Below are 24,832 nucleotides of genomic sequence, written 5' to 3' on the forward strand. Positions count from 1 at the left end.
CCAAAAATCCGCGCCTGAAAAGCCGGATTGACGGGTTATGCGCCATTTGGTATACCAAGTTAACCAAGCCCCGAGGGAGCGCCCCCATGATCAAGCTGAGCAACGCCGCATCCGGCCGCCATTTCCTGCAGATCCCGGGGCCCACCAACGTGCCCGAGCGCGTGTTGCGCGCCATCGACAATCCGACGATCGATCATCGCGGGCCGGAATTCGGCGCGATCGGGCGCAAGGCGCTCGCCGGCATGAAGACGATCTTCAAAACGACCGAAGGCCACGCGATCATCTTCCCGGCCTCGGGCACGGGCGCTTGGGAAGCGGCCTTGGTCAACACGCTGTCGCCCGGCGACAAGGTGCTGATGTTCGAGACCGGCCATTTCGCCACGCTGTGGCGCAAGATGGCGGGCAAGCTCGGCATCGAGGTCGAATTCGTCGAGGGCGATTGGCGCCATGGTGTGGATCCCGCCGCCGTCGAGGCGAAACTCACCGCCGACAAGGGCCACGCCTATAAGGCGGTGATGGTCGTCCATAACGAAACGTCCACCGGCTGCACGACGCGCGTGAACGAGGTGCGCAAGGCGATGGATCGCGCCAAGCATCCGGCCTTGCTGATGGTCGATACGATTTCGTCGCTGGGCTCGATCGATTATCGCCATGACGAATGGGGCGTGGACGTCACCGTCGCGGGCTCGCAGAAGGGTTTGATGTTGCCGCCCGGCCTGTCGTTCAACGCGGTGTCGAAGAAAGCGCTGGAAGCTTCCAAGACCGCGAAGCTGACCAAATCCTTCTGGGCGTGGGACGAGATGATCGCCGCCAACGCCAACGGCTATTTCCCCTACACGCCCGCGACGAACCTGCTTTACGGGCTGTGCGAAGCGATCGACATGCTGCACGAAGAAGGGCTCGACAACGTCTTCGCGCGCCACGACCGCCATGCCGAAGCCACGCGCCGGGCGGCCCGCACCTGGGGGCTCGAAATTCTGTGCCTGGAGCCCAAGGAATATTCGAGCGCGCTGACGGCGCTGCTGATGCCCGCCGGGCACGATGCCGACAAGTTCCGCAAAGCCGTGCTCGATGCGTTCGACATGTCGCTGGGCCAGGGCTTGGCGAAAGTCTCGGGCAAGGTGTTCCGCATCGGGCATCTGGGGTCGTTCAACGATTTGATGCTGATGGGCACGCTGGCCGGCGTGGAAATGGGCCTGACGCTGGCGAACGTGCCGCACAAGAAGGGCGGCGTGGATGCGGCGATGGCGTATCTCGCCGAGACGGCGGGCAAGAAGCCGGTCGCGGCGGCGGCCCAATAATTTCGGCGGTAGCTCTGGTCAGCCGGGCGCGACCCGGGTAATTTTCGTCCATGACCGAGTTCGATTGGGCGACGCTCGACCAGCTGACCGAAGAAGTGGGCGCGGACATCCTGCCGCGCCTGCTGCGCACCTTCTATGGCGAGGCGGTCGCCAAGATCGCGGAATTCGAAGCGCTGTCGGAATCGAAAGGCGACACCGCCGCGATGCATCGCGCGGTGCATTCGCTGAAAAGCGCTTCGGGCAGTTTCGGCGCCACGTCGCTCGCGGCGCTGGCCGCCGATATCGAACAGCGCATCGAAGACGGCGCCTATGCCCATGACATGCCCGCGATCGCCGATCTGCGCGCGCGTTTCGCCGCGTTCAAATCGGCCGTCGCCGCGCGCGGCATTTCGGTCGCTTGAGGCCGCGCGCAAGAAGCGGGTGGAACGCCGCCTCGCTTCGCCGCAAAACCGCGCCATGAAACTCGACGGCAAAGCCTGGGCGATGTTGATCGTCCTGTCCTGTCTTTGGGGCGGGTCGTTCCTGTTCGCCAAGATCGCGGTCGATACGATCCCGACCTTCACGCTGGTCGCGTTGCGCGTCGCTCTCGCGGCGGCGGCGTTGTTCGTGTGGCTGCGCGTCCAAGGCCTCGCGATCCCGAAGCGCATCTGGTTCGCGTGCTTGGTGATGGGCTTCCTCAACAACATCATTCCCTTCGGCCTCAATTTTTGGGGCCAGAAGGAGTTGGGCGTGAGTGCCGCCGCCATCGTCAACTCGACCACGCCGCTCTGGACCATTCTGCTCGCCCATTTCGTCACCGACGACGAAAAGCTGACGGGCTTGCGCTTGGCCGGCGTGCTGGTCGGTATCGCGGGTGTCGCCTTGCTGATCGGGCCCGAAGCCTTGGGCGGGCTGGGGACGGCGGGCTTGTCGCAACTTGCCTTCCTTGTCGCGACGTTCAGCTACGCGATCGCGTTGATGTGGGCGCGGCGCTTTCGCGGGCTTCCGCCGGTGGTGCCGGCGGCGGGACAGTTGATCGGCTCCAGCCTGCTCGCGATACCGATGGCATTGGTGATCGATACGCCCTGGAATTTGCCGATGCCCTCGATCGAGGTTGTCGCATCGGTAATCGCCTTGGCGCTGGCGTCGACAGCACTCGCCTATCGCATCTATTTCGCGCTGATGGCGCGCAACGGGGCGGGCAATGCCGCGCTCGTCACGATGCTGATTCCGCCCTCGGCGATGCTGATGGGCTGGGGCGTATTGGGCGAAACGCCGACGATGCTCGCGCTCGCCGGCTTCGCGGTGATTTTGCTGGGCCTCGCCTTGGTCGACGGGCGGCTGTTCCGCCGTTAGTCGACGGTGGCGAGATCGGGCAGGCCGCGCCATTGCTGGGCGTGGTCCAGGCCATAGCCGACGACGAAGCGGTCGGGAATTTTGAACGCGACGAAATCGGCTTCCAGCGGCACCACGCGGCGCGCGGGCTTGTCGGCGAACACCGCGATCTTGACCGGCGAACCGCCCAGGCCTTCCAGCAATTGCTTGGCGAAGGACAGCGTGCGCCCCGTATCCAGAATATCGTCGATCAGCAGCACCGGCCGGCCCTTCAAATCCTCCGGCAGCGTGCCGGTGACGCGCACTTGGCCGGAGCTGGTCGTCGCGTCGCCGTAACTTTTCAGGTTCACGAATTCGACGCGCGGATGGACGCCGCGCTTGGCGAGCGCCCGCATCAGATCGGCTGTGAACACGAAAGCGCCGTTCAACACCGAGATGATCGTGAAATCGCCCGGCAGCTTGACCGCGATTTCGCCCGCCAGGGCCTCGACGCGCGCGGCGATTTCCGCCGCCGAATGCAGGGTTTCTTTGGGAACCAGAGCCATGACGGGTCCGAAAATAGGGGTTGAAGCGGTATCGTCCGGGGGCGTACCAAGCCCCATGCTTGTGGACCAACCCGCCCCGGCGGCGCAAGAGCCCCCCGCGCCGACCCCTTCGCCCCCCGTGGCGCCCAAGGACCCTTCCTGGACGATCGACTTGATTTTGGTCGCCCTGATCGTGGGGACGTATTTCCTGCTGTTCCTAGGCGCGCGGCCCCTGGCCGTGCCGTCGGAAGCGCGCTACGCCGAACTGGGCCGCGAGATCTTCTCGACCGGCGACTGGATCACCCCGCGCATCAACGGCGTGAAATATTTCTTCAAGCCGCCGCTGTTCTACTGGATGCAGGCGGGCTTCATCCATCTGTTCGGCCTGACCGAGTTCGCGCTGCGCTTGGCGACGGCGCTGATGGCGGCGGGGGGCGTTGTCATCGCCTATGCGACCGGGCGCTTGGTCCATGACCGGCGCACGGGCTGGCTCGCCGCCACGATTATGGCGACGACGCTTTTGTGGTTCGCGCTGTCGCGGGTGATCCTGCTCGACGTGCCCGTCGGCGTGTTCATGAGCTTCGGCTTCATGGCCTTTCTGTTCGCGGTCAAGGCGCCCGAAGGCAGTGCGGCACGTTCGCGTTGGCTTTACGCGATGTATGTCGCCGCCGCCGCCGCCACGATGACCAAGGGCCTGATCGGCATTGTGCTGCCCGCCCTCGTTATCGGGCTGTGGATCGTGCTGACCTGGAATTGGCGCCTGCTGCTGCAGGTGAAGTTAATCCAGGGCTTGATCCTGTTCCTGGTGCTGACCGTGCCGTGGCATGTCGCGGTCGGAATTAAATCGCCCGAGTTCTGGCATTTCTATTTCGTCCGCGAACATTTCGAACGCTTCACCAGCACCGTCCATGGCCGCACACAGCCCTGGTGGTTCTTCGCGGCGGTGATGGCTCTCGGCTTCTTTCCCTGGACCGTGATCGTATTCCAGGCGCTATGGGGTAATCTGCGCGCCATCGCCGCGCGGACGAAAAATTGGCGCGATGAACTTTTCCTGGCGCTGTGGTTCTGGGCGATCTTCCTGTTCTTCTCGGCGTCGGATTCGAAACTCATTCCTTACGTGACGCCGATCGTCGTCCCCGTCGCGGTGTTCGCCGGTCGCTACGTCGCCGTGGCGCTCGACACGAGTGCGAAATCGCTGCGCGTGGCACTGATGATCGTCGCGGGCCTGGCCGGGGCGCTCGCCGTCGCCGCGATCGTCGTCGCACTGGGGCATACGCGCTTCTTCGCCGGCGACACGGCGATCGATGTCGCGGCCGCGGCCCCGGCTTTGCCGTGGTTGGCGCTGGGCGGCGTCGTCACCCTCGCGGGCTTGCTGTGGACGCTGCGCCGTTCGACCGCGACCGCCTTCGCGGTGGCGTGCGTGGCCTCCGCCGTGTTCCTGCAAGGCGTCGATACGACGATGGCGAATTTGCAGCCGCGCTCGGCCAAGCCGATCGCGCAGGCGATCAACGCGGTCGCGTCGCCGACGGACGAGGTGATCGCCTTCCGCGCCTATCCGCAGGATATGCCGGTCTATCTCGGAAGGCGCATTTCGGTCTTCCAATGGTCGGGCGAGCTCGATTTCGGCCGCGAATGGGAGGACACCTCCGCCTGGATGTTCGGCGATCCCGAGGAATTGTGGCGCCGCTGGCAGGCGGACCGGACGGTCTATATGATCGTTCCGCTGCAATTCGAATCGGAAGTCAAAGAAGCGGTCGGGGCAAAGTTCACCGAACTCGCGCGCACGCGCCGCTTCATGCTGATCGTTAACCGAACGCCCTGATGGTCCAATATCTGCCGCTGATCCTGACCGGAGTCCTGCTCAACGCCGCAGCGCAGCTCGCGTTGAAGGCGGGGATGACGCGCGTCGGCCATTTCGATTTCGCCATGTCGAATCTGCTGCCGATCGGCTGGCAGATCGGCACGAACCCGTTCGTGGCGCTGGGCTTGTTCTGCTACGTCGTCTCGGTCGGCGTGTGGCTCTTGGTGTTGAGCCGCGTGGACGTGAGCCTCGCCTATCCGATGCTGTCCATCGGCTACGTCGTCAACGCGCTGATCGCCTGGTGGTTCATGGGCGAGCCGTTGTCGGCCATGAAAATCGCCGGGATCGCCACGATCTGCGCCGGCGTCTGGATCCTGTCGCGCGCGTGAACGAAATGACCCCGCAGCCGAAAATCTCGATCGTCGTGCCGGTGTTCAACGAACGCCAAAACTTGCCCATGTTGCACGAGCGCTTGACCAAGACGCTCGATGGCACGGGCAAAAGCTGGGAAATCCTCTACACCGACGACGGCAGCAAGGACGGCTCGATCGACCTGCTGAAGCAATTCCATGCGGCGCGGCCCGCGGAAGTGCGGGTGATCGAGTTCGAACGCAACGCCGGCCAGCATATGGCGATCATGGCCGCGTTCGAACGCGCGCGCGGCGATACGGTCGTCACGATCGACGCCGACTTGCAGAATCCGCCCGAGGAAATTCCGAAGCTGCTGGCGCTGGCCGATCAAGGCCACGACGTCGTCGGTTCGGTCCGCAAGAACCGCCAGGACGTCGGCTGGCGCGTGTGGGCGTCGCGCGCGATGAACTGGGTGCGCGAGCGCATCACCGGCATCCGCATGACCGATCAAGGCTGCATGCTGCGCGCCTATTCGCTGCCGATCGTGCGCCTGATCGTCGCGACGGGGGAGCAATCGACGTTTATCCCGGCGCTCGGCCAGCATTTCGCCGCCAACCCGGCCGAAGTCGAAGTCGACCACGCCGCGCGCCATGCGGGCGAGAGCAAATACTCGCTCTACAAGCTCGTGCGCCTGAACTTCGATTTGATGACCGGTTTCTCCGTCGTACCGCTGCAATTGTTCACCATCGTCGGCATGTTGGTGACGGCGGGCTCGCTTGGCCTGGTCGCGATCATTCTGGGCCGGCGCATCTTCATCGGATCGGAAGCCGACGGCGTGTTCACGCTGTTCGCCTTCCTCTATTTTCTCGCCGGCGTGATGATCATGGGGATCGGGCTGCTGGGCGAATATGTCGGCCGCATCTATCAGGAAGTGCGCAAGCGCCCGCGCTTCCAGATCCGCGCCGTCCACGAAAAGCTGGATACGTAATGCCGGGCATCGTCGTTTTCGCGTATTCCGAAGTCGGGCATGCGTGCCTCGACGAGTTGTTGAAGCGCGGCCACGACGTGCGCCTCGTCGCCACGCATGCGGACGATCCGGGCGAGAACAAGTGGTTCCGCTCGGTCGCCGAGCGCGCGCGCGAAGCGGGGATCGAGACCACGATCCTCGAAGCCAAGGACGGGCCGTGGCTCGAAAACCGCGTCGCCGAGTTGGCACCCGATCTGATCCTCTCCGCCTATTACCGGCGGATGATTCCGATGCGCATTCTCGATCGCGCCGCGCGTGGGGCGGTCAATATGCACGGTTCGTATCTACCCAAATATCGCGGCCGCGCGCCGGCGAATTGGGCGATCTTGCATGGCGAGACGCAGATCGGCGTGACGCTCCATCATATGGTGAAGCGCGCCGACGCGGGCGACATCGTCGATCAGGAAGCGGTCGATATCGGCCCCGAAGAGACGACCGCCGACGTCACCGTCAAATGTGTGGCCGCCGCCCGCCGGGTTTTGGCGCGGCAGATCGATGCGCTATTGGCCGGGACCGCACCGCGCATTCCGCAAGACGAGTCCCAGGCGACGTATTTCGGCGGCCGCAAGCCGGAGGACGGGCGGATCGATTGGACGAAGAAGGCCGCCGATATCGTCAATCTGGTGCGCGCGGTGTCCGAGCCTTATCCCGGCGCGTTCAGCGATGTAAGCGGCAAGCGCCTGTTCGTCTGGCGCGCCAAAGCCGTGCCGGGGCAAGGCAAGCCCGGCACGCTGATTTCGGCCGTTCCGCCGGTGATCGCTTCGGGGCAGGGCGCGGTTCAGCTGATGCGCTGGAACTGGGCGGACCAGCCCAAAGCCGAGGCCGGGGGGCTGGGGCTGGAAACGGGCGCCTCTCTGGGCTAGAAAGCCCGTCTTGTTCACTTTTTCCTAGGCCGTCCTCGTGAGCCTCAAAGTCCTGATTCTCGGCGTCAACGGATTCATCGGTTCGAATCTGTCGAAACGTATCCTCGAGACGACCGACTGGTCGATCTACGGCATGGACGTGCAGCGCGACAAGATCGAGGAGTTCCTCGGCAATCCGCGCTTCAACTACGTCGAAGGTGACATCACGATCAATCGCGAATGGATCCAGTACCACGTCAAGAAATGCGACGTGGTCCTGCCGCTGGTCGCGATCGCCACGCCGATTTCCTATGTGCGCGAACCGCTGCGCGTCTTCGAACTCGATTTCGAAGCGAATCTCGCGATCATTCGCGACTGCGTGAAGTGGAACAAGCGCGTCGTGTTCCCGTCGACGTCGGAAGTCTACGGCATGTCGGCCGACACGCCGTTCGACGAGGAGCATTCGAATTTCGTGCTCGGGCCCACGGGCAAGCAGCGCTGGATCTATTCCTGCTCCAAGCAATTGCTCGACCGCGTGATCCACGCCTACGGCCTCGAAGGCAAGCTGCGCTACACGCTGTTCCGCCCGTTCAACTGGATCGGGCCCAAGCTCGACAATATCTGGGCGGCGAAGGAAGGCTCCTCGCGCGTGCTGACGCAGTTCGTCGGCAATATCGTGCGCGGCGAGAATATCAGCCTGGTCGCCGGCGGCGCCCAGCGCCGTTGCTTCCTTTATATCGACGACGCGATCGATTGCCTCGTGCGCATCATCGCCAACAAGGACGGCTGCGCCGACCAGCGCATCTTCAATATCGGCGAGCCGAAGAACGATTGCTCGGTGCGCGAATTGGCCGAAGCGCTGCTCGACGAGATCGCGCTCTATAAGGGCTTCGACGACGTGCGCAAGAAGGTGAAGCTGATCGACGTCGATCCCGGCGCCTATTACGGCAAGGGCTACGAGGATATTCAAGTCCGCGTGCCCTCGGTCGCGGCGGCGGAGAAATATCTCGGCTGGCGCCCGACGACCGATCTGCGCACCGCGTTGCGCCTGACGCTCGACTATTATCTTCTGTCGAAGTCGCAGGACGCGGGCGATCTCTCGTCCTCGCCGGTGCAATGACGGGGCGCCCGCGCCTCGCCATCAAGATCGACGTCGATACCGACCGGGGGACGCGCGAAGGTATCGCACCCCTGGCGCGCGCGCTCGAAAAGCACAACATCCTCGGCACGTTCCTGTTCTCGATGGGGCCGGACAATACGGGCCGCGCGATCAAGCGCATTTTCCGCCCCGGCTTCTTCGCCAAGGTCAGCCGCACCAGCGTCGTCCAGGTTTACGGTCTACGCACGCTGATGAACGGCGTGCTGCTGCCGGGGCCCGACATCGCCAAGCGCAACGCCAATATGATGCGCGCGATCGCATTGTCGGGTCACGAGACCGGCATCCATTGCTGGGATCATGTCTTCTGGCAGGATGGCTTGGCGACGATGAGCTTGGAGCGCACGCGCCACGAATTCGCCAAGGCGCGCGAAGCCTATGTGCGCGTGTTCGGCCATGCCGCGCGCACGGCGGGCTCGGCGGGCTGGCAGGCCGACGCCAAAAGCCTCGAGGCGTATGACGAAGCGCGGCTCGACTACGCCTCCGACGCGCGCGGGACGGAACCATTCATTCCGCGTGTGGGCGACAAGGTGTTCCGCACGATCCAGATCCCGACGACCTTGCCGACATTGGACGAACTTCTCGGCCGTCCGGAATATCCGGAAGCCGAGTTGGTCGATCGCTATCTCGGTTGGCTGAAGCCGGGCGCCCTCAACACGCTGACCGTCCATGCCGAGCTCGAAGGCATGCGCTACGCCGGGTGGTTCGAGGCCTTGCTGGCGAAGGCCGCCGCGCGCGATGTGGAATTCGTCAATCTCGCGGCCGAGGCCAAAAAGCTCGATCCCGCGAAGCTGCCGGTCGCCGAATTGATCCAGGGTACGGTCGATGGAAGGTCCGGGACGATGGCCGTCCAGGCCCCCTAACTCGTCATCGGCGAAATCTGTTCAAAACCGCGGGAATTGCTCTATACTGCTTTTTTAAGCGGAGCCGTTTCCGATGACCACCGGTACGCAATCCCCGCCGAGCCCCACGCCTGTTGGGGCGGCCCGATCCAAGCACATCACCCTGACCTCGCACCCGCCCAAAAGCGGGCCGCTGCCGTCGCGCATCGACTGGGGCGCGCCGGGTGCGCAAGCGCGCGGGCCGATCATCGGTTCGACGACCGATCCGTCGGTGCGCAACGTCATCGGCACGCATTCGGGCAGCTATATGCTCTATCGCGCCCTCGCGGTCGCGGCCGGCGCCTTGTCGCCGATGCACAAGCCTGACCTTACCAACACCTCGCCGCCCGATCCGATCGGCCCGTTCCCGCAATGGGGCGATCCGGAAAAGATCGTCAGCCTCGATCCCTATGGTCACATGGTGGGCGAGGTGTTTGCGGCCGAGTTGGCGCGCGGCCTCGACATCCGCCCGACCATCGCGGTGACGCGCGCGCATATCGACATGCCCGAAATCCGCGCGGCGTTGGCCGCCGGGCGTTTGAAGATCGACGGCGCCATCGTCCAAAAGGATGGCACGGTGCGTACGACCAAGGTCGCGATCGAGCCCGTGTGGTTCCTGCCCGGTATCGCCAAGCGCTTCGGCATCGCCGAAACCGATCTGCGCCGCGGCCTGTTCGAGTATACGGGCGGGATGTTCCCCGAGCTCGTGACGCGCTCGGACATGAAGGTGTTCCTGCCGCCCATCGGCGGCACGACCGTCTATCTGTTCGGCGACGTGCGCGGCTTGGGCGATCCCAAGACCAAGATCGGCGGGCGCGTGCACGACGAGTGCAACGGCTCGGATGTGTTCGGGTCCGACATTTGCACCTGCCGGCCGTATCTGGCGCACGGCATCGAAGTCGCGGTCGAAACGGCGCAGCAAGGCGGCGTGGGCTTCATCGTCTATAACCGCAAGGAAGGCCGGGCGCTTGGCGAAGTCACCAAGTTCCTCGTCTACAACGCGCGCAAACGTCAGGAAGGCGGCGACCAGGCCGCGACCTATTTCAAGCGCACCGAATGCGTCGCGGGCGTGCAGGATATGCGCTTCCAGGAATTGATGCCCGACGTGCTGCATTGGCTCGGCATTTCGCGCATCGACCGTTTCGCGTCGATGAGCAATATGAAATCCGAGGCGATCACCCGCACCGGCATTCAGATCATCGAGCAGGTGGAGATTCCGCCGGACCTCATCCCCGCCGACGCGTCGGTGGAGATGGAGGCGAAGAAGGCGGCCGGTTACTTCACCGGCGGACCGGCCCCCGATGCGGCGAAGCTCGAATCCACCAAGGGCCGCGATCTGGATTCCTGATATGGCGGACATGCCCGAACTCGGCCTGCCATCGGCCCGCGTGCGCCATTTGCGCGATCCGCGCACGATCCGCGCGCGGGCGCGCGAAGTGTTCGACGCGGCGTGCGCCGGATCGACGCCGCATTTCGCCGTCGATCTCGACAAGCTCGACGACGCGGCCGCGCGCACCGTCGCCGTCATCCGCCGCGACTATCCCGATCTGAACGTGCCCTATCACTCGCGCTGGCGGCATTTCGATGTCGGCGGCATCGATCGGTGGGGCAAGTATGCCGCGCGCGTGGAGGACAAGCTCGAACGCAGCCGCTTGGGCGTGGACCTCGCCGTCACCTCGGTGCTGCTCGACGCCGGGTCCGGCCCCGATTGGAAATACACGACGCCGGACGGCGTGTTCGCGCGCTCGGAAGGTTTGGCGGTCGCGAGTTTCGACATGTTCGCGAGCGGTGCCTTGTCGGGCACGGCCGAAACGCTGCAAGCGCTGACGGGCGAAAAACTCGCCGCCGGTTTTCAAGTCTCGGCCACCAATCCGCTGGCGGGCGCGGAATCCCGCGCGGCGCTGCTGCGGCGCTTGGGGGCTGCCATCGCCAAGCGGCCCGATATTTTCGGGCCCGAACCGCGTCTCGGCAATCTCGTCGACCGGTTGATGTTCGATGCGCGCGAAGGCAAGCTGCCGGCGGCGCGCGTGCTCCATCATCTGCTCGACGGTTTCGCGGATGCCTGGCCCGCGCGCGTGACGATCGATGGCGTGAATGTCGGCGATGTCGGCCGCCATCCGGCCGCGACGGATGGCTTGGTGCCGTTCCACAAGCTCAGCCAATGGCTCGCCTACTCGCTGCTCGAGCCGATGGAATGGCTCGGCATCGAGATCGTCGAAATCGATGCGTTGACCGGCTTGCCGGAGTATCGCAATGGCGGCTTGTTCCTCGATACCGGGGTTTTGGCGCTGAAGGATCCGGCGCAAGCGAAGCATCGCCACGATGCGACATCGGAACTCGTCGTCGAATGGCGCGCGTTGACGGTCGAATTGCTTGACCTCGTCGCCGAGCGCGTGCGCGCGCAGCTGGGTCTTGCGGCGAAGGATTTTCCGCTGGCCAAGGTGTTGCAAGGCGGCACCTGGACCGCGGGCCGCGTGATCGCGGCAGAGAAACGTCCGGGCGGCGGACCGCCGCTCGCCATCGACAGCGACGGAACTGTTTTCTAAGCGAACGGGGAAGAAGAATGACGGGCACGCTCAACGTCGTCGGCCATCCGCTGATCCAGCACAAGCTGACCCAGATGCGCCGCAAGGAAACCGAGACGCGCGATTTCCGCCGCTTGGCGCGCGAGATTGCGATGCTGCTCGCCTACGAAGTCACGCGCGATCGCGCGTTGACGACGCAGGAAATCGAAACGCCGCTGACGAAGATGCGCGCGCCCGTTCTGGCGGGGAAGGAAATCTGCCTCGTCTCGGTCTTGCGCGCGGGCAACGGCATTCTCGACGGCATGCTCGAAATTCTGCCCTCGGCGCGCGTGGGTTTCGTCGGGCTCTATCGCGATCCCGAAACGCTCAACGCCATCGAGTATTACTGCAAGCTGCCCGAGGATATCGCCGAGCGCGAGACGATCATCGTCGATCCGATGCTCGCGACCGGGCATTCGGCGTCGGCGGCCGTCGATCGGATCAAGCAGGCGGGGGCGAAATCGCTCAAATTCGTTTGCTTGCTGGCCGCCCCCGAAGGCGTGAAGGAGATGCAGGAACAGCACCCCGACGTGCCGATCTTCACGGCTTCGCTCGACTCCCATCTCAACGACCACGGCTATATCGTGCCGGGCCTGGGCGACGCCGGGGATCGCCTGTTCGGCACGAAATGACATCCGTCATCCCGGGCAAGCGGACGCCGGAGGCGTTCGCGCGACCCGGGATCCCGGAAAGGGGCGGACATGGAGAAAGGCGGGTGGGTTTATATCGTCACCAACCGCCCGCGCGGGACGCTCTATACGGGCGTCACGTCCGACTTACCGCGTCGCGCCCATCAACATCGAACCGGCGCCGTCGAAGGATTCACGAAGCGCTATAGGCTTCGGCTTCTCGTGTGGTTCGAACGGCACGAAGATATCGTCGAAGCGATCGCGCGCGAGAAGACGCTCAAACGCTGGCATCGCGCCTGGAAATTCGAATTGATCGAATCGCTCAATCCCAATTGGGACGATCTTTACGCCCGCATCGTATGAGATCCCGGGTCGCGCCGCCGCTGTCGCGACGGCTTGCCCGGGATGACGTGTGAGTATGCCGTCATCCCGGGCGAGCGTGAGCGAGACCCGGGATCTAGAACTGCGAATCAATCGGGCTCGACCACGCCGGTCTGTTCGGCGATCAGGCCGTAATGCTCGACGCGGCGGTGCTTGGCGAAGGCGAAGGTCGTTTCCTTGCCGTAGGCGCAAAGGCTGAGATCGCAATCGGCGACGATCAGCTCGTCGGCGACCGAGCGCGCCAGCGCCACGATCTCGCCCGTCGGCGCTACGATGCACGATCCGCCGATCAGCGAGCAGCCTTCTTCGATGCCGGCCTTCGCGGCGGCGACGACCCAGGTCGAGTTCTGATAGGCGCCCGCCTGCATCACCAGATGATTGTGGAATTGGCGTAGATGCTCGGGCTCGGGTTCCGAATGCACCATCGCCCAGCCGTTGATCGCGGGCGTGTTGTAGCCCAGCAGCATCAACTCCATGCCCTTCAAGCCCATCACGCGATAGGTTTCGGGCCAGCGGCGATCGTTGCAGATCGCCATGCCGACGATGCCGCCCATCGTGCGCCACACCGGAAAGCCGATATCGCCGGGCTCGAAGTAGCGCTTCTCCAAATGCTGAAACGGCCGCTCGGGCTCGTTCTCCGCATGGCCGGGCAGATGGATTTTCCGGTACTTGCCGACGATCGCGCCCTCCCGGTCGACGAGCACGGCGGCGTTGAAGCGGCGCCCTTCGGGCGTTTTCTCCGCATAGCCGAGATAGAAACCGATCTTCAGGCGCTTGGCCTCGGCGAACAGGGGCGCCACGGCCGCGTTGGGCATCTCGGTTTCGAAGAACGCATCGACCTCGCGCCAATCGGGCATGAACCAGCGCGGGAAGAAGGTCGTCAGCGCCAATTCCGGGAACACGACCAGCGTGCAGCCTTTGGCGTGCGCCGCGCGCAGCAACGCGATCAAACGCTCGACGCAGTGGGCGCGCGTTTCCGCACGGGCGATCGGGCCCATCTGGGCGCAGCCGATGGTCACGATCCGGGGCGTAAGTTTCTGGGGCGGCATGGCGGAATCCCGTGTTGCTGTCCCGGAAACCATAGCGGCCTCCCGCGTTCCCGCGAAGGGCGGTTATGATGGGCGCATGACTCCAGGACTGTGCCGGGATTGTTTTGCGCGGATCGAGGATGCGGCGGCTTTGCGGTGCGCCGCGTGCGGCTCCGCGCGCATCGTCCGGCATCCCGAACTCGACACGCTGAGCCTCGCGCATATCGATTGCGACGCGTTCTACGCGTCGGTCGAGAAGCGTGACGATCCCAGTTTGCGCGACAAGGCGCTGATCATCGGCGGCGGCACGCGCGGCGTCGTCTCGACCGCCTGTTATAACGCGCGCAAATTCGGCGTGCGCTCGGCGATGCCGATGTTCAAGGCGCGCGAGCTTTGCCCGCATGCCGTGATCCTGCGCCCCGATATGGCGAAATACGCCGGCGTCTCGCGCCAGGTGAAGGCGATTTTCGAGGAAACGACGCCCTTGGTCGAAAGCCTATCGCTGGACGAGGCGTTTCTCGATCTGTCGGGCACCGAAAAACTCCATCACGCAACGCCGGCGGCGACGCTCGCGCGCATCGCCAAGCGGATCGAGGTCGAGATCGGCATCACCGTGTCGGTCGGGTTGGCGCCCAACAAGCTGATCGCGAAACTCGCCTCCGAGCTCGAAAAACCGCGCGGCTTCGGCGTGATCGGGCGGGCGGAGGCGCATGCGTTTTTGGCGACGCGTTCCATCCGCGTATTGCCCGGTGTGGGGCCGAAGCTGGGGGCGCGACTGGCCGAGGACGGCTTCGTTTCGGTCGCCGATTTGCAGCGCGCGGGCGAGCGCGAACTCGCCGCGCGCTACGCGGATACGGGCAAATGGCTGTTCGGCATGGCGGAGGGGCGCGACAACCGCGCGGTCGAGCCCGAGCGCGAGGCCAAGGTGATTTCGGCCGAAACGACCTTCCTGCGCGATCTGGGCGACGCGGAGGAATTGTCGAGCGAGCTTTGGCCGCTGGCCGAAAAGGTCGCCTATCGGCTCAAGAAGCATCATTTGGCCGGGCGGACGGTTCAGCTGAAGCTGCGACTGTCGAATTTCCAGATTCTGACCCGCCGCACGACCCTGCCCGCAGGCACGCAACTGGCCGATACCCTGTTCCGCGCCGCGGACGAGATGCTGCGCAAGGAAGTCGCCCGCGACCGCCAGCGCCGATTCCGCCTGATCGGGGTGGGCGCCAGCGAATTGGCCGAGCCGGGGGTGGAACCAGTGCGCCAGAGCGACCTTTTCGGAACGGAACCCGTATCGGGTCCGGACGATCCCCGCTCGGCCAAGGTCGAGAAGGCGATCGACGCCGTTCGCGATAAATTCGGGCTGGCGGCCATCCGAAAGGGGCGTGGCTTGGGCCGGGGACGCTTGCCGCCCCGCCGGGGGTGAATTAGGGTCTTTGAATCGTCCAGGTTTACCCTTAAGACCAATACATGCCGGGTCCGCTTAGTCCGCAAGAAATCGTCAAGATCCTTTCGGACCACGAGAAATTCCTGAATCGAAAGCCGGGGGGCGTACGCGCCAACCTGACGCTCGCCGATTTGCATGGCGTGTCGTTGACGCGCGCCAATCTGCGCCAGGCGAAGCTGCCCGGCGCCAATCTGTCGCGCGCGGTACTTGCGGGCGCGGATTTGTCCGAAGCCGATCTGTTCGCCGCCAATTTCGATCGCGCGGATTTGAGCCTCTCCAACCTCGCCAAAGCCGATCTGCGCGGCGCTTATCTGCGCGGCTGCCGCCTGCGCGGCGCCAATCTGCGCGGCGCCGATCTGCGCGGCGGCACGTTGATGCAGTCGCGCCGCGGCGACGGTATCGCGCTGGTTTCGGCCGATCTGCAAGGCTCCGATCTCGAGCAGGCGATTCTGGCGAAAGCCAACGCGCAAGGTGCCGATCTTTCCAAAGCGAATTTGACCGAGGCGGATTGCACCGGCGCCAAGCTGACCGGCTGCAATCTCGAACTCGCGTCGATGCCGCGCGCCAATATGGAAGGCGCAATTTTGAAGGGCGCCAATGTCATGGGCGCCAATCTTGCGGGCGCGAACCTCAAAGGCGTGGATTTGTCGGGCGCCATCATGGACGGCGCCGATCTGCGCGACGCCAATCTGATCGGCGCGATCCTGGCGGGCGTGGATTTGTCGCGCGCCAATACGCAGGGCGCCAATATGGCGGTCGAGGCCGAACAGCTTTCCGACGCCGTCCAATCGCAGCTGCGCGATCACGCTTTGTGGATCAAGTCGGAAGGCCGCTTGGGCCGCCGCGCCGATTTCACCAAGGCCGATCTGTCCGGCCTCGATTTCTCCAACGCCAATCTTTCGGGCGCCACGCTGACGGGCGCGCGCCTTTCCGGCACCAAGCTGGTGCGCTGCCAGATGATCATGAGCGATCTGTCGGGTGCGGATCTCAAAGGCGCCAATTGCGCGGAAGCGAATTTCAACGGCGCCAATCTCAGCCATTGCGACGCGCAAGGCGCCACGTTCACCAAAGCCTCGCTTGCACCGGTCAATATGCCGCTGCCCAACGGCCAGCCTTCGGGCCGGTTGTGGCCCGCGAATTTGGCCGACGCGAATTTTCAGGACGCCGATTTCGCCGGCGCCAATCTTCACCGCGCCAACGTGCTGGACGCGAATTTCACGCGCTCGATCCTGCGCGACGCGATCCTGCTCGATGTCGATCTGTCGCTCGCCAAGAGCGACGGTGCGGACATCGCCGGCGCGATTATGCGCCGCTGACTAACGGATATACGACGCGGCGAAAGCGGGCAGGGCGAAGCAACCCGCGTGGATTTCGGGCGTGTAGTATTTGGTCTTGATGCCGGCCTTGGCGAAGCGCTTGGCGATCGTCGCCACGGGCAGCTTCGACGCTTTCGCGTCGTTCGTCGCCCAGCCCAACGCCATGAACCCGCCGTAATAGGACGGGATCGCCGCGACATAGAACGACGCGACCTTGAACGCCTTGCGCCGGCGCCGATACGTCATCGTGATTTCGTCGCCCTGCAGGAAGGGCACGCCATTCTGGTTCACCAGAATGCCGCCCGGCGTCAGCAGCTTGGCGCAAGCCTTGTAGAAGCGCTCCGTGAACAGCACTTCGCCGGGGCCGATGGGGTCGGTCGAATCGACGATCACCACGTCGAATTTCGCCGCCGTTTCCTCGACGAACTTCGCGCCATCGGTGATGACCAGATTCACGCGGCTGTCGGCGAAGGATTTGCCCGCGATCGACGGCATCCATTTCAGGCACATATCGACCACGGCGCGGTCGATCTCGACCATCGTCACGTGCTTGACCGTTTTATGACGCAGCGTCTCGCGCAGGATGCCGCCGTCGCCGCCGCCGATGATCAGCACGCGCTTGGCCTTGCCATGCGCCAGGATCGGCACATGGGTCATCATCTCGTGATAGACGAATTCGTCGCGCGTCGTGACCTGGATGGCGCCGTCCAGCGCCAGCACGCGGCCGTAGACCGAATTCTCGAAAATCACGAGATCCTGGTGCGCCGAACGCTCGCGGAACAGAACCTTGTCCATCGCGTAGGTTTGCGCGATCGCCGGGTACAGCGTTTCCTTGAACCAGGGCTTCTTGTCGGTCATCGCGTAACTCCGAAAAAGAAAAGGGCGGTCGCGATGGACCGCCCTTTCCACGTGATTGGGCGAAAAGGCGATCAGGCCATGATGCCGCGGCGGCTTTCGACGACCTGGATCGAGGTCGGTTCGAAGGCACGCTTGATCGCCGGGATCGCCTGATAGGGATCGCACACGCCGCACATGAACACGTCGATCGCGGCGTATTCGCGTTCCGGCCAAGTGTGGATCGAGATGTGGCTTTCCGCCAGCACCAGCACGCCCGACAGGCCGGCATTCGGCCCGAAATGGTGCAGGTGGCAATGCAGAATCGTCGCGCCGGCGGTGACGGCCCCTTCGCGCAACGCGGCTTCGGTCAGCGCCGAATCGCCAAGATTCTTCGCCCCCCACAGCTCGATCAGCAGATGGGTGCCGGCGTATTTTACGCCGTTGCGTTCGATGAAGTGATCTTTGGCGACCGTTTCGACGGGAGCGTGTGTGGACAGGACCGGCTGATCGGCCGACTGCGCCTTGAGGGATTTGGGGGAGGCGTCACGGGCATCACCGGTGACGACCTTCAAATTGCGCAGTACGGAGTTTTTTGCCATTCCTTGCCCACACCTCCAAACCATCCCCATCGGACGGGGACACGATTGAAAAAACGGGGTGACCGACTCCAACGCCGGGCACCCCGTGCTTATGACTCGGTTTTTGAACGCTAATTTCCCGGGGTTCAAGAAAATTTTGAACCTGTCCCCAAGATTCCTCGCACGCTGTGGCTAAAAATCGGCCGCTTGGGCCGCCAAGACCGACTCGGCACCGTCGCGCACGCCATGTAGCGCGCCCGGCACCTTGGACAGAAGATGGTCGGCGAAATGCCGGGCCACAAGTAAGCGGCGACGCGTATGCGGGTCGCCGGGGCGCTTCGCGGCCAAAAACGCGCCTTTGGCGAGCAAAGCGCCGCCCGCCAGCGTGCCCAGCATGTCGAGGAACGGCACGGCCCCGGCGGCGACTTTGTCGGGTTCCGTCTTCGCCGTCTCGACGATGAAGTTCCCGGCAGCGGCGACCGCGTCGCGCGCTTGCGTCAAAGTCTCGCGCACACGGACGAGATCGGGTTGCGTATCGCTCGCAAGATCGGCTTCGATCGCGGCGATCTCGTCGAGGAAAGTTTCGAGCGCCGCCCCGCCGTCGCGCGCGATCTTGCGGAAGACGAGATCGTTGGCCTGGATGCCGTTCGTCCCCTCGTAGATCGGCGTGATGCGCGCGTCGCGATAATACTGGGCGGCCCCCGTCTCCTCGATATAGCCCATGCCGCCGTGGATCTGGACGCCGAGCGAGGCGACGGTGACGCCGATATCGGTCGACCAGGCTTTGACGACGGGTGTCAGCAGATCGACGCGCGCTTGGTGATAGGCGCGGGTCGCGGCGTCGGGCGACTTGGCCGCCAGATCGAGCGACAGATGCGCTGTGTAGGTGAGGGCGCGCGCCGCGTCGAGCCGCGCTTTCATATCCAGCAGCATGCGCCGCACATCGGGATGTTCGATGATCGCGACGGGCTCCGGCGTCTTGCCCGACAGCGCACGGCTCTGCACGCGCGTTTTGGCGTAGGCGGCGGCTTGTTGGTAGGCGCGCTCGGCGATCGCGACACCTTGCAAGCCGACCGATAGCCGCGCGTTGTTCATCATGATGAACATGCATTCGAGGCCGCGATTTTCCGCGCCGATCAGCCAGCCCAGCGCCCCGCCATCGTCGCCGAACGCCATCACGCAGGTGGGGGCGGCCGAAATGCCGAGCTTATGTTCGAGCGAGACGCAGCGCAGATCGTTCTTGGCGCCGAGGCTGGTGCCGTCGGCGCCGGCGGGCAGGAATTTCGGCACCAGGAACAGCGAAATCCCCTTCGATCCGGCGGGGGCACCCGGCGTGCGCGCGAGCACCATGTGGACGATGTTGTCCGCCATGTCGTGCTCGCCATAGGTGATGAAGATCTTGTTGCCGGTGATGCGATAGGCTTTGCCGAGCGCGCTATCGTTGGCGGGATCGGCCACCGCGCGCGTTTTGATGGCGCCGACATCCGATCCGGCCTGCGGCTCGGTCAAATTCATCGTGCCGCTCCACGCCCCCGAAACGAGCTTGGGCACGTAGATCCGGCGCTGTTCGGCCGTGCCGTGCGTCGCCAGCAATTCGACCGCGCCATGCGACAACAGCGGGCACAGGCCGAACGCCAGATTGGCCGATTGCCACATTTCGGTGACCGCGACCGCCAAGGCCCAGGGCAAGCCTTGGCCGCCATGCGCTTCGGCGAAGGGCACCGCGTTCCAGCCGCCGTCGACGAAGCGCTGATAGGCCTCGGCGAAGCCCGGCGCGGTGCGCACCACGCCGTTTTCGAGCTTGGCGCCCGCCTTGTCGCCAGAATGGTTCAGCGGCGCCAATTCGCCCGACGCGAAGGCCCCGGCGGCGTCGAGCACGGCATGCGCGGTTTCGCCCTCGAGATGCTCGCCGCCCGGTATGCCGACGAGCGCCTGGGATGCGCCCAGCGTTTCGAGCACGAACAGCATTTCGTCGATCGGGGCCGTGTAGTCCATCGCGCACCTCTTGCGGGTGTCAGGGCAGCAGCTTGCCGGGATTGAGGATGTTGTTGGGGTCGAACGCGGCCTTCAGCGTGCGCATCAATTGGAGCGCGGTCGCGTCCTTGTGAAGCGGCAGCTCGTCGCGCTTGAGAATGCCGATGCCGTGTTCGGCCGAGATCGAGCCGCGATATTCGGCGACGATCGCATGCACGCGCGCGTTCATTTCGTGGCGCAGCGCTTGGAATTTGTCGTCGGCCCAGTCGAGCGGGCGGCTGATATTGAAATGGATATTGCCGTCGCCCGCATGGCCGAAGGCGCAAACCCGCGCGCCCGGCACGAAAGCTTCGACCGCCGCGGCCCCGCGCGCCAGGAAATCCGGCACCGACGAGACCGGCACCGAAATATCGTGCTTGATCGAAGCACCCTCGGGCTTTTGCGCTTCGGTCATGCTCTCGCGCAATTTCCACAGCGCCTTGCGCTGCTGCTCGGACGACGCGATCGCGGCGTCTAGGACGAGCCCGTCCTCCATCGCGCGTTCGAGCAGGCGTTCGACCATGGTCTTGAGCGCGCCGCCCAGATCGCCGGCGGCGAATTCGATCAGCGCGTACCAGGGATGTTTTTCCGCCAGCGGATCGGCCGTGCCCGGAATATGCGCGAACACGAAATCGAGCAGACGGCGTTCGGTCAATTCGAACGCCTGGACGTTGCCGCCGCTTTCCGCCTTCGCGCGGCCGAGCAATTCGATCCCGGCTTTGGGATCGGGCAACGCGACGAAGCAGGTTTCGACCTCGCGCATCGCGGGGAACAGTTTCAGCACGGCGGCGGTGATGATACCGAGCGTGCCTTCCGCGCCGAGGAAGATCTGTTTGAGATCGTAGCCGGTGTTGTCCTTGCGCAAGCCGGTCATCGTGTCGAGCACGCGCCCGTCGGCGAGCACGACTTCGAGGCCGAGGACGAGATCGCGCGCCATGCCATAGCGCAGCACGTTGATGCCGCCCGCGTTGGTCGACAGATTGCCGCCGATCCGGCACGAGCCTTCGGCCGCCAGCGACAGCGGGAACAAACGGTCCGCGTCCGCCGCGCGCTTCTGGATATCGGCGAGGACGACGCCCGCTTCGACCGTCATCGTATCGTTGACCGGATCGAGCGCGCGGATTTTGTCGAGCCTTGCCAGGGACAGGACGATCTGCGTGCCGCTCGTGTCGGGTACGCCGCCGCCGACCAAGCCGGTATTGCCGCCCTGGGGAACGACCGGCAGGCGGTTCTCGTTACAAAACTTCAGCACCGCCGCGACTTCGCGCGTATCGGCCGGGCGCACGACCGCACGGGCCTTGCCGTGGAACAGGCCGCGCTCCTCCTTCTCGTATGGGGCAAGGTCGGCGGGCGTATCGAGCCAGCCGGCGGGGCCGACGAGATCGCGCAGGCGGGTCAGAATTTCGCTCATAGCGGCGCGATCATAGCGCCAAGCGCAGGGCCGGCAACGCATACGATTTCGCCTTGGTCTTGGCGCGAGCCGGGGCTTATAGTCCCTGCCGCGGCCGCGAAGGCGGCGGCACCGGTTTCGGGGGAAACCCGTGTTTCAAGGCGGGGACCACGCAACGGCATGAATTCTAGCTTTCGCGGGACCGTGACGGCTTCGGCCGTCCGCTCGCGGAAAGGGCCGCCGCTCCGGGGGGTGCGGCGGCCCACCTTTCCCGGATAGGTTACGTTGAGCATCATCGTCCGCCCGTCGCGCGACAGCGACATCCCCGCGATCGCCGCGATCTACGCCCATCACGTGCGCCACGGCCTGGCGAGTTTCGAGGACGTGCCGCCGGACGAAGCCGAGCTTGCCAAGCGCCGCTTGGACGTCGTCACGAAGGGTTTTCCCTATCTGGTTGCGGAATCCGAAGGCCGGTTGCGCGGCTATTGCTATGCCGGGCTCTACCGCACGCGCGTTGCCTATCGCTTCACGCTGGAGGATTCGGTCTATGTGGCGCCCGACGCGATCCGCCAAGGGGTGGGCCGCGCCTTGCTGGGCGCGCTGATCCCGGCTTGCGAAGCGACGGGGGCCCGCCAATTGATCGCGGTGATCGGCGACAGCGCCAATCATTCCTCGATCGGTTTGCACGAAGCGTTCGGCTTTCAGCGCGTCGGCTTGCTGCCGTCGGTCGGCTGGAAATTCGGCCGCTGGGTGGATTCGGTGCTGATGCAGCGCGCGCTGGGGCCGGGCGATACGAACGCGCCCTAGCGTTTCGCGCGCGTGCTCGCGATATGCGCGGCGATGGCGAGGCCCGCGAGGCATGCGAGCGTGACCGGCAAGCCCAGGCGCGGACTTGCCTCCATCGCCAAACCGATCAGCGTGGGCCCCGCCGTACAGCCGATCGTGTAGCCCGACACGACCGAGGCGGTCGCGCGCAGCAAGGCCGTACCCGAGAAGCCGTGGCCCACACGGATCATCGCCAACGTGTAGAGCATGCCGCCCGCACCACCCCACAGGAATGCGGTGAACATCGCCCCCGTGGCACCGGTCGCCAGGAAAGGCGCCGCAACGGATGTGACGATCAGGCAAACCAGCGCGCCGCGCACCGTACGATCGACCGAGATTTTGTCGGCGAGCCAGCCCGCCGGATATTGCGCCAGGAACGAACCCGCCCCCAAGGCGGCGGCGAGCAAGGCGGCTTCGGCCGCACTCAAGCCGATCGCCAGCCCCCAATAGGTGCCGATGCCGGTCAAGCCGGTTTCGAACGCGCCGCCGACGACGGCCGCGACGATCGCGGCGGGGACGGCGCGCAAGACCAGCGCGAAGCTGCTTTCGCGCGGGCGTTCGTCGCCCTCGCGCGCCGGCGTCGCGGGCAGGCCCGAGGCGAGCAGCCATGAGAGCGTCCACAGCAAGATGGCGATGAAAGCCGGGACCGGGCTATCGGGCGCGAAGGGCGTGAGCAGCAGCGGCCCGCACATGAACGAGAAACCGAGCGAGGTTTCGTAAAGCCCGACCGCCCGGCCGCGCCGGTCGGCGGGGACGAGGTCGACGACCCAGGCTTCGGACACGATCCAGCGCAACGCCGCGGCGACGCCGATCAGGAAATTGATCGCGCACCAGACGAGGTAATTCTCGGTCAGCGCGAAGACCAGCGGAAAGGGCGCGGAGATCAACGCCGCCTGCACATACATCGTGCTGCCGCCGATGATCTGGGCGAGCCGGGCGATGAACGGTGCCAGCGCCAGGACGGCGAGCCACGGGATGGCCGAAAATACGCCGATCGCCGTTGCCGAATGGCCCAGCCCTTCCAGACGGATCGCCGTGTAGGGGATCAACAGCGAAAAGCCGATAACGGCGGCGACGCCGGATGCGCCCAGGCGCCAGACGGAAAGGGGGACGGTCGCGCTCATGACCGGCGTGGTATAAAGCGAATCGGATTGGAGGCCACCCGCAAAAATGAATCCCGCCATTCCCGCTTGGCGTCCGATGCGCGAAGCCGATTTGGGCTTCGTCGATCGGCTCGGCAATTCCATCTATCCCGAACATGTCGAAAGTTTCGCGGCTTTCGCGGCGAAATTCCGCGCCTCCCCGGAATCCTGCATGGTCGCCGAGAAGGGCGGTCGCGGGGTCGGGTATTGCCTGGCGCTGCCCGCCGATGCTGGCAATCCGCCGCGTCTCGACCAGGTGCGCTACGCGCCCGCGAAGCCGGTTTTTATCCATCTGCATGACATCGCGTTGTCGGAAGCGGCGCGCGGGCACGGGCTTGTGCCGCTCGCGATCGATCGCTTGGCCGAAGTCGCGCGCGCCAAATCCTTCGATGGCTTGTCGCTGATCGCGGTGATGGGCACGGAAACGATGTGGCCGCGCTACGGCTTCAAACCCGCCCCGTGCGATCGCGCGGTGATCGCGAGCTTCGGCGGCGGCGTCTATATGACGCGGCCGTTCTAAGGACGGGGTGCGGCGGCGCGGCGCAAGCGATCGTTGATCGCGCGGCCCAGGCCTTTTTCCGGGATCGCGGCGACGGCAATGCGCGCGGCACCGCGCCCATCGAGATCGCGCAAGGCGGTGAACAGATTGCGCGCCGCCTCCGCCAGATCGCCGCGCGGGGACAGGTCGATCCCGTCCGTTCCTTGCGGCAAGCCGCCGAAGCCCAAATAAAGCTCGCCTTCGTCCGGCCCGCCGGCGTTCAAGCGCAGCTTGGCACGCGGGGCGTAGTGGCTCGCCAGCATGCCCGGCGCCTTGATCGTGCCGCCGCCGGGGGCGGCCAGATCGCCGATCAGTGCGGCGATATCTTCCGCCGCCACACCGCCGGGGCGCAGCAGCCGCGCTTGTGCGCCGGTCAAATCGACGATGGTGGATTCCACGCCGACGGCGCAGGGCCCGCCGTCGAGCACGTCGCCTTGGATATGCGCGAGGCCCCGCGCCACGTCGATCGCGCGCGTGGGCGACAAACGGCCCGACGGGTTGGCGCTGGGGGCAGCGATGGGCACACCCGCCAAGCGCAGCAAATCGCGCGCGGCCTTCGGGGCGGGAATACGGATCGCAATGCTGGGAAGCCCCGCGCGCGCGGCGTTGCACACGCCTGCGGAACTTCGAAGCGGCAGCACCAGCGTCAACGGGCCGGGCCAGAACGCGCGTGCGATCAATTCGGCACGCGCGTCGAATGTCGCGATGCGCTTGGCGGCGGCGAGATCGGGCACATGCGCGATCAACGGATTGAATCGCGGCCGGCGCTTGGCGGCGTAGATCTTGGCGACCGCGCGCGGATCGTCGGCGCGCGCCCCCAGCCCGTAGACCGTCTCGGTCGCAAAGGCGACGAGGCGGCCCGCGCGCAAAGCGCTTGCCGCGCGCGCCAGGCTCGCTTTGGTGATCTTCCGGGGCCGCATAGGGGCGGTTGCTAGCATGCGCGATGGCCCCGCGCT

General features: G+C 65.1%; 25 protein-coding genes. 17 read left to right on the plus strand and 8 right to left on the minus strand.

The features are described 5' to 3' along the window. The first annotated feature begins 86 nt into the window (after window positions 1-86). Genes J0H39_07490 through J0H39_07500 form a run of 3 tightly spaced genes read left to right on the plus strand, consistent with a single transcriptional unit; the run spans window position 87 to window position 2,636 of the window. Window positions 87-1,301, plus strand: a complete 1,215-nt coding sequence (locus J0H39_07490) for an aminotransferase class V-fold PLP-dependent enzyme (protein ID MBN9496581.1) — start codon at window positions 87-89, stop codon at window positions 1,299-1,301. Window positions 1,302-1,351: 50 nt separating this feature from the next. Beyond that, window positions 1,352-1,702: an Hpt domain-containing protein gene (locus J0H39_07495; GenBank protein MBN9496582.1), complete on the plus strand. Its 351-nt coding sequence runs from the start codon at window positions 1,352-1,354 to the stop codon at window positions 1,700-1,702. 55 nt (window positions 1,703-1,757) lie between these two features. Continuing rightward, window positions 1,758-2,636, plus strand: a complete 879-nt coding sequence (locus J0H39_07500; protein MBN9496583.1) for a DMT family transporter — start codon at window positions 1,758-1,760, stop codon at window positions 2,634-2,636. Here J0H39_07500 and J0H39_07505 read toward each other — a convergent pair. Next, complete coding sequence (locus tag J0H39_07505; protein MBN9496584.1) at window positions 2,633-3,160, minus strand: hypoxanthine phosphoribosyltransferase; 528 nt, start codon at window positions 3,158-3,160, stop codon at window positions 2,633-2,635. The genes J0H39_07500 and J0H39_07505 overlap by 4 nt on opposite strands. A gap of 151 nt (window positions 3,161-3,311) precedes the next feature. On the opposite strand from J0H39_07505, the gene J0H39_07510 reads away from it, so the two are divergent. The 10 genes from J0H39_07510 to J0H39_07555 all read left to right on the plus strand — a co-directional run bounded on the left by J0H39_07510 (window position 3,312) and on the right by J0H39_07555 (window position 12,753). Next, entirely contained in the window at window positions 3,312-4,961 is a 1,650-nt protein-coding gene (locus tag J0H39_07510) for a phospholipid carrier-dependent glycosyltransferase (GenBank protein ID MBN9496585.1), read from the plus strand. Next, complete coding sequence (locus J0H39_07515; GenBank protein MBN9496586.1) at window positions 4,961-5,329, plus strand: 4-amino-4-deoxy-L-arabinose transferase; 369 nt, start codon at window positions 4,961-4,963, stop codon at window positions 5,327-5,329. The genes J0H39_07510 and J0H39_07515 overlap by 1 nt, the downstream gene beginning before the upstream one ends. 5 nt (window positions 5,330-5,334) lie before the next feature. Then, entirely contained in the window at window positions 5,335-6,279 is a 945-nt protein-coding gene (locus tag J0H39_07520) for a glycosyltransferase (GenBank protein ID MBN9496587.1), read from the plus strand. After that, entirely contained in the window at window positions 6,279-7,181 is a 903-nt protein-coding gene (locus J0H39_07525) for a formyltransferase (GenBank protein ID MBN9496588.1), read from the plus strand. The genes J0H39_07520 and J0H39_07525 overlap by 1 nt, the downstream gene beginning before the upstream one ends. Before the next feature lie 37 nt (window positions 7,182-7,218). After that, entirely contained in the window at window positions 7,219-8,280 is a 1,062-nt protein-coding gene (locus tag J0H39_07530) for a bifunctional UDP-4-keto-pentose/UDP-xylose synthase (protein MBN9496589.1), read from the plus strand. Then, window positions 8,277-9,179, plus strand: a complete 903-nt coding sequence (locus J0H39_07535) for a 4-deoxy-4-formamido-L-arabinose-phosphoundecaprenol deformylase (GenBank protein ID MBN9496590.1) — start codon at window positions 8,277-8,279, stop codon at window positions 9,177-9,179. Before J0H39_07530 ends, J0H39_07535 begins: the two co-directional genes overlap by 4 nt. Before the next feature lie 73 nt (window positions 9,180-9,252). Continuing rightward, on the plus strand, window positions 9,253-10,545 hold the full coding sequence (locus J0H39_07540; GenBank protein ID MBN9496591.1) for a GTP cyclohydrolase II: 1,293 nt from the start codon (window positions 9,253-9,255) through the stop codon (window positions 10,543-10,545). A gap of 10 nt (window positions 10,546-10,555) precedes the next feature. Further along, window positions 10,556-11,743, plus strand: coding sequence for a URC4/urg3 family protein (locus J0H39_07545; protein MBN9496592.1), 1,188 nt, complete (start codon window positions 10,556-10,558; stop codon window positions 11,741-11,743). Between the two features lie 17 nt (window positions 11,744-11,760). Continuing rightward, entirely contained in the window at window positions 11,761-12,393 is a 633-nt protein-coding gene (gene upp / locus J0H39_07550; protein ID MBN9496593.1) for a uracil phosphoribosyltransferase, read from the plus strand. Between the two features lie 69 nt (window positions 12,394-12,462). Then, entirely contained in the window at window positions 12,463-12,753 is a 291-nt protein-coding gene (locus J0H39_07555; GenBank protein MBN9496594.1) for a GIY-YIG nuclease family protein, read from the plus strand. Window positions 12,754-12,860: 107 nt separating this feature from the next. Here the strand turns inward: J0H39_07555 and J0H39_07560 are convergent, their stop codons facing one another. Next, on the minus strand, window positions 12,861-13,820 hold the full coding sequence (locus tag J0H39_07560; GenBank protein ID MBN9496595.1) for an N-carbamoyl-D-amino-acid hydrolase: 960 nt from the start codon (window positions 13,818-13,820) through the stop codon (window positions 12,861-12,863). 76 nt (window positions 13,821-13,896) lie between these two features. On the opposite strand from J0H39_07560, the gene J0H39_07565 reads away from it, so the two are divergent. Both J0H39_07565 and J0H39_07570 read left to right on the plus strand, forming a co-directional pair. Beyond that, entirely contained in the window at window positions 13,897-15,216 is a 1,320-nt protein-coding gene (locus J0H39_07565) for a DNA polymerase IV (protein ID MBN9496596.1), read from the plus strand. A gap of 44 nt (window positions 15,217-15,260) precedes the next feature. Further along, entirely contained in the window at window positions 15,261-16,553 is a 1,293-nt protein-coding gene (locus J0H39_07570) for a pentapeptide repeat-containing protein (GenBank protein ID MBN9496597.1), read from the plus strand. On the opposite strand, the gene speE is transcribed toward J0H39_07570, so the two are convergent. The 4 genes from speE to J0H39_07590 form a co-directional block, all read right to left on the minus strand. Continuing rightward, a complete protein-coding gene (speE, locus tag J0H39_07575; protein ID MBN9496598.1) occupies window positions 16,554-17,411 on the minus strand; it encodes a polyamine aminopropyltransferase in 858 nt (285 codons plus the stop codon). It lies immediately after the preceding gene. A 71-nt stretch (window positions 17,412-17,482) separates the two neighbouring features. Continuing rightward, entirely contained in the window at window positions 17,483-17,989 is a 507-nt protein-coding gene (gene speD, locus J0H39_07580) for an adenosylmethionine decarboxylase (GenBank protein ID MBN9496599.1), read from the minus strand. Between the two features lie 171 nt (window positions 17,990-18,160). Further along, window positions 18,161-19,963: an acyl-CoA dehydrogenase gene (locus J0H39_07585; protein MBN9496600.1), complete on the minus strand. Its 1,803-nt coding sequence runs from the start codon at window positions 19,961-19,963 to the stop codon at window positions 18,161-18,163. Between the two features lie 19 nt (window positions 19,964-19,982). Continuing rightward, the gene (locus J0H39_07590) at window positions 19,983-21,392 is read right to left on the minus strand and encodes an FAD-binding oxidoreductase (protein MBN9496601.1); all 1,410 of its coding nucleotides are present in this window, start codon (window positions 21,390-21,392) and stop codon (window positions 19,983-19,985) included. Window positions 21,393-21,656: 264 nt separating this feature from the next. On the opposite strand from J0H39_07590, the gene J0H39_07595 reads away from it, so the two are divergent. Further along, window positions 21,657-22,178: an N-acetyltransferase gene (locus J0H39_07595; GenBank protein MBN9496602.1), complete on the plus strand. Its 522-nt coding sequence runs from the start codon at window positions 21,657-21,659 to the stop codon at window positions 22,176-22,178. Here J0H39_07595 and J0H39_07600 read toward each other — a convergent pair. Beyond that, window positions 22,175-23,320 carry an MFS transporter gene (locus J0H39_07600; protein MBN9496603.1) on the minus strand — a complete coding sequence of 382 codons (1,146 nt, stop codon included), beginning with the start codon at window positions 23,318-23,320 and terminating at the stop codon, window positions 22,175-22,177. The genes J0H39_07595 and J0H39_07600 overlap by 4 nt on opposite strands. A gap of 46 nt (window positions 23,321-23,366) precedes the next feature. On the opposite strand from J0H39_07600, the gene J0H39_07605 reads away from it, so the two are divergent. Continuing rightward, window positions 23,367-23,858: a GNAT family N-acetyltransferase gene (locus J0H39_07605; protein ID MBN9496604.1), complete on the plus strand. Its 492-nt coding sequence runs from the start codon at window positions 23,367-23,369 to the stop codon at window positions 23,856-23,858. On the opposite strand, the gene J0H39_07610 is transcribed toward J0H39_07605, so the two are convergent. Next, window positions 23,855-24,796, minus strand: a complete 942-nt coding sequence (locus J0H39_07610; protein ID MBN9496605.1) for a threonylcarbamoyl-AMP synthase — start codon at window positions 24,794-24,796, stop codon at window positions 23,855-23,857. The two genes, J0H39_07605 and J0H39_07610, sit on opposite strands and share 4 nt — an antisense overlap. Window positions 24,797-24,832: the final 36 nt, after the last annotated feature.

It is taken from the genome of Alphaproteobacteria bacterium (assembly GCA_017308135.1).
Classification (GTDB): Bacteria; Pseudomonadota; Alphaproteobacteria; order CACIAM-22H2; family CACIAM-22H2; genus Tagaea.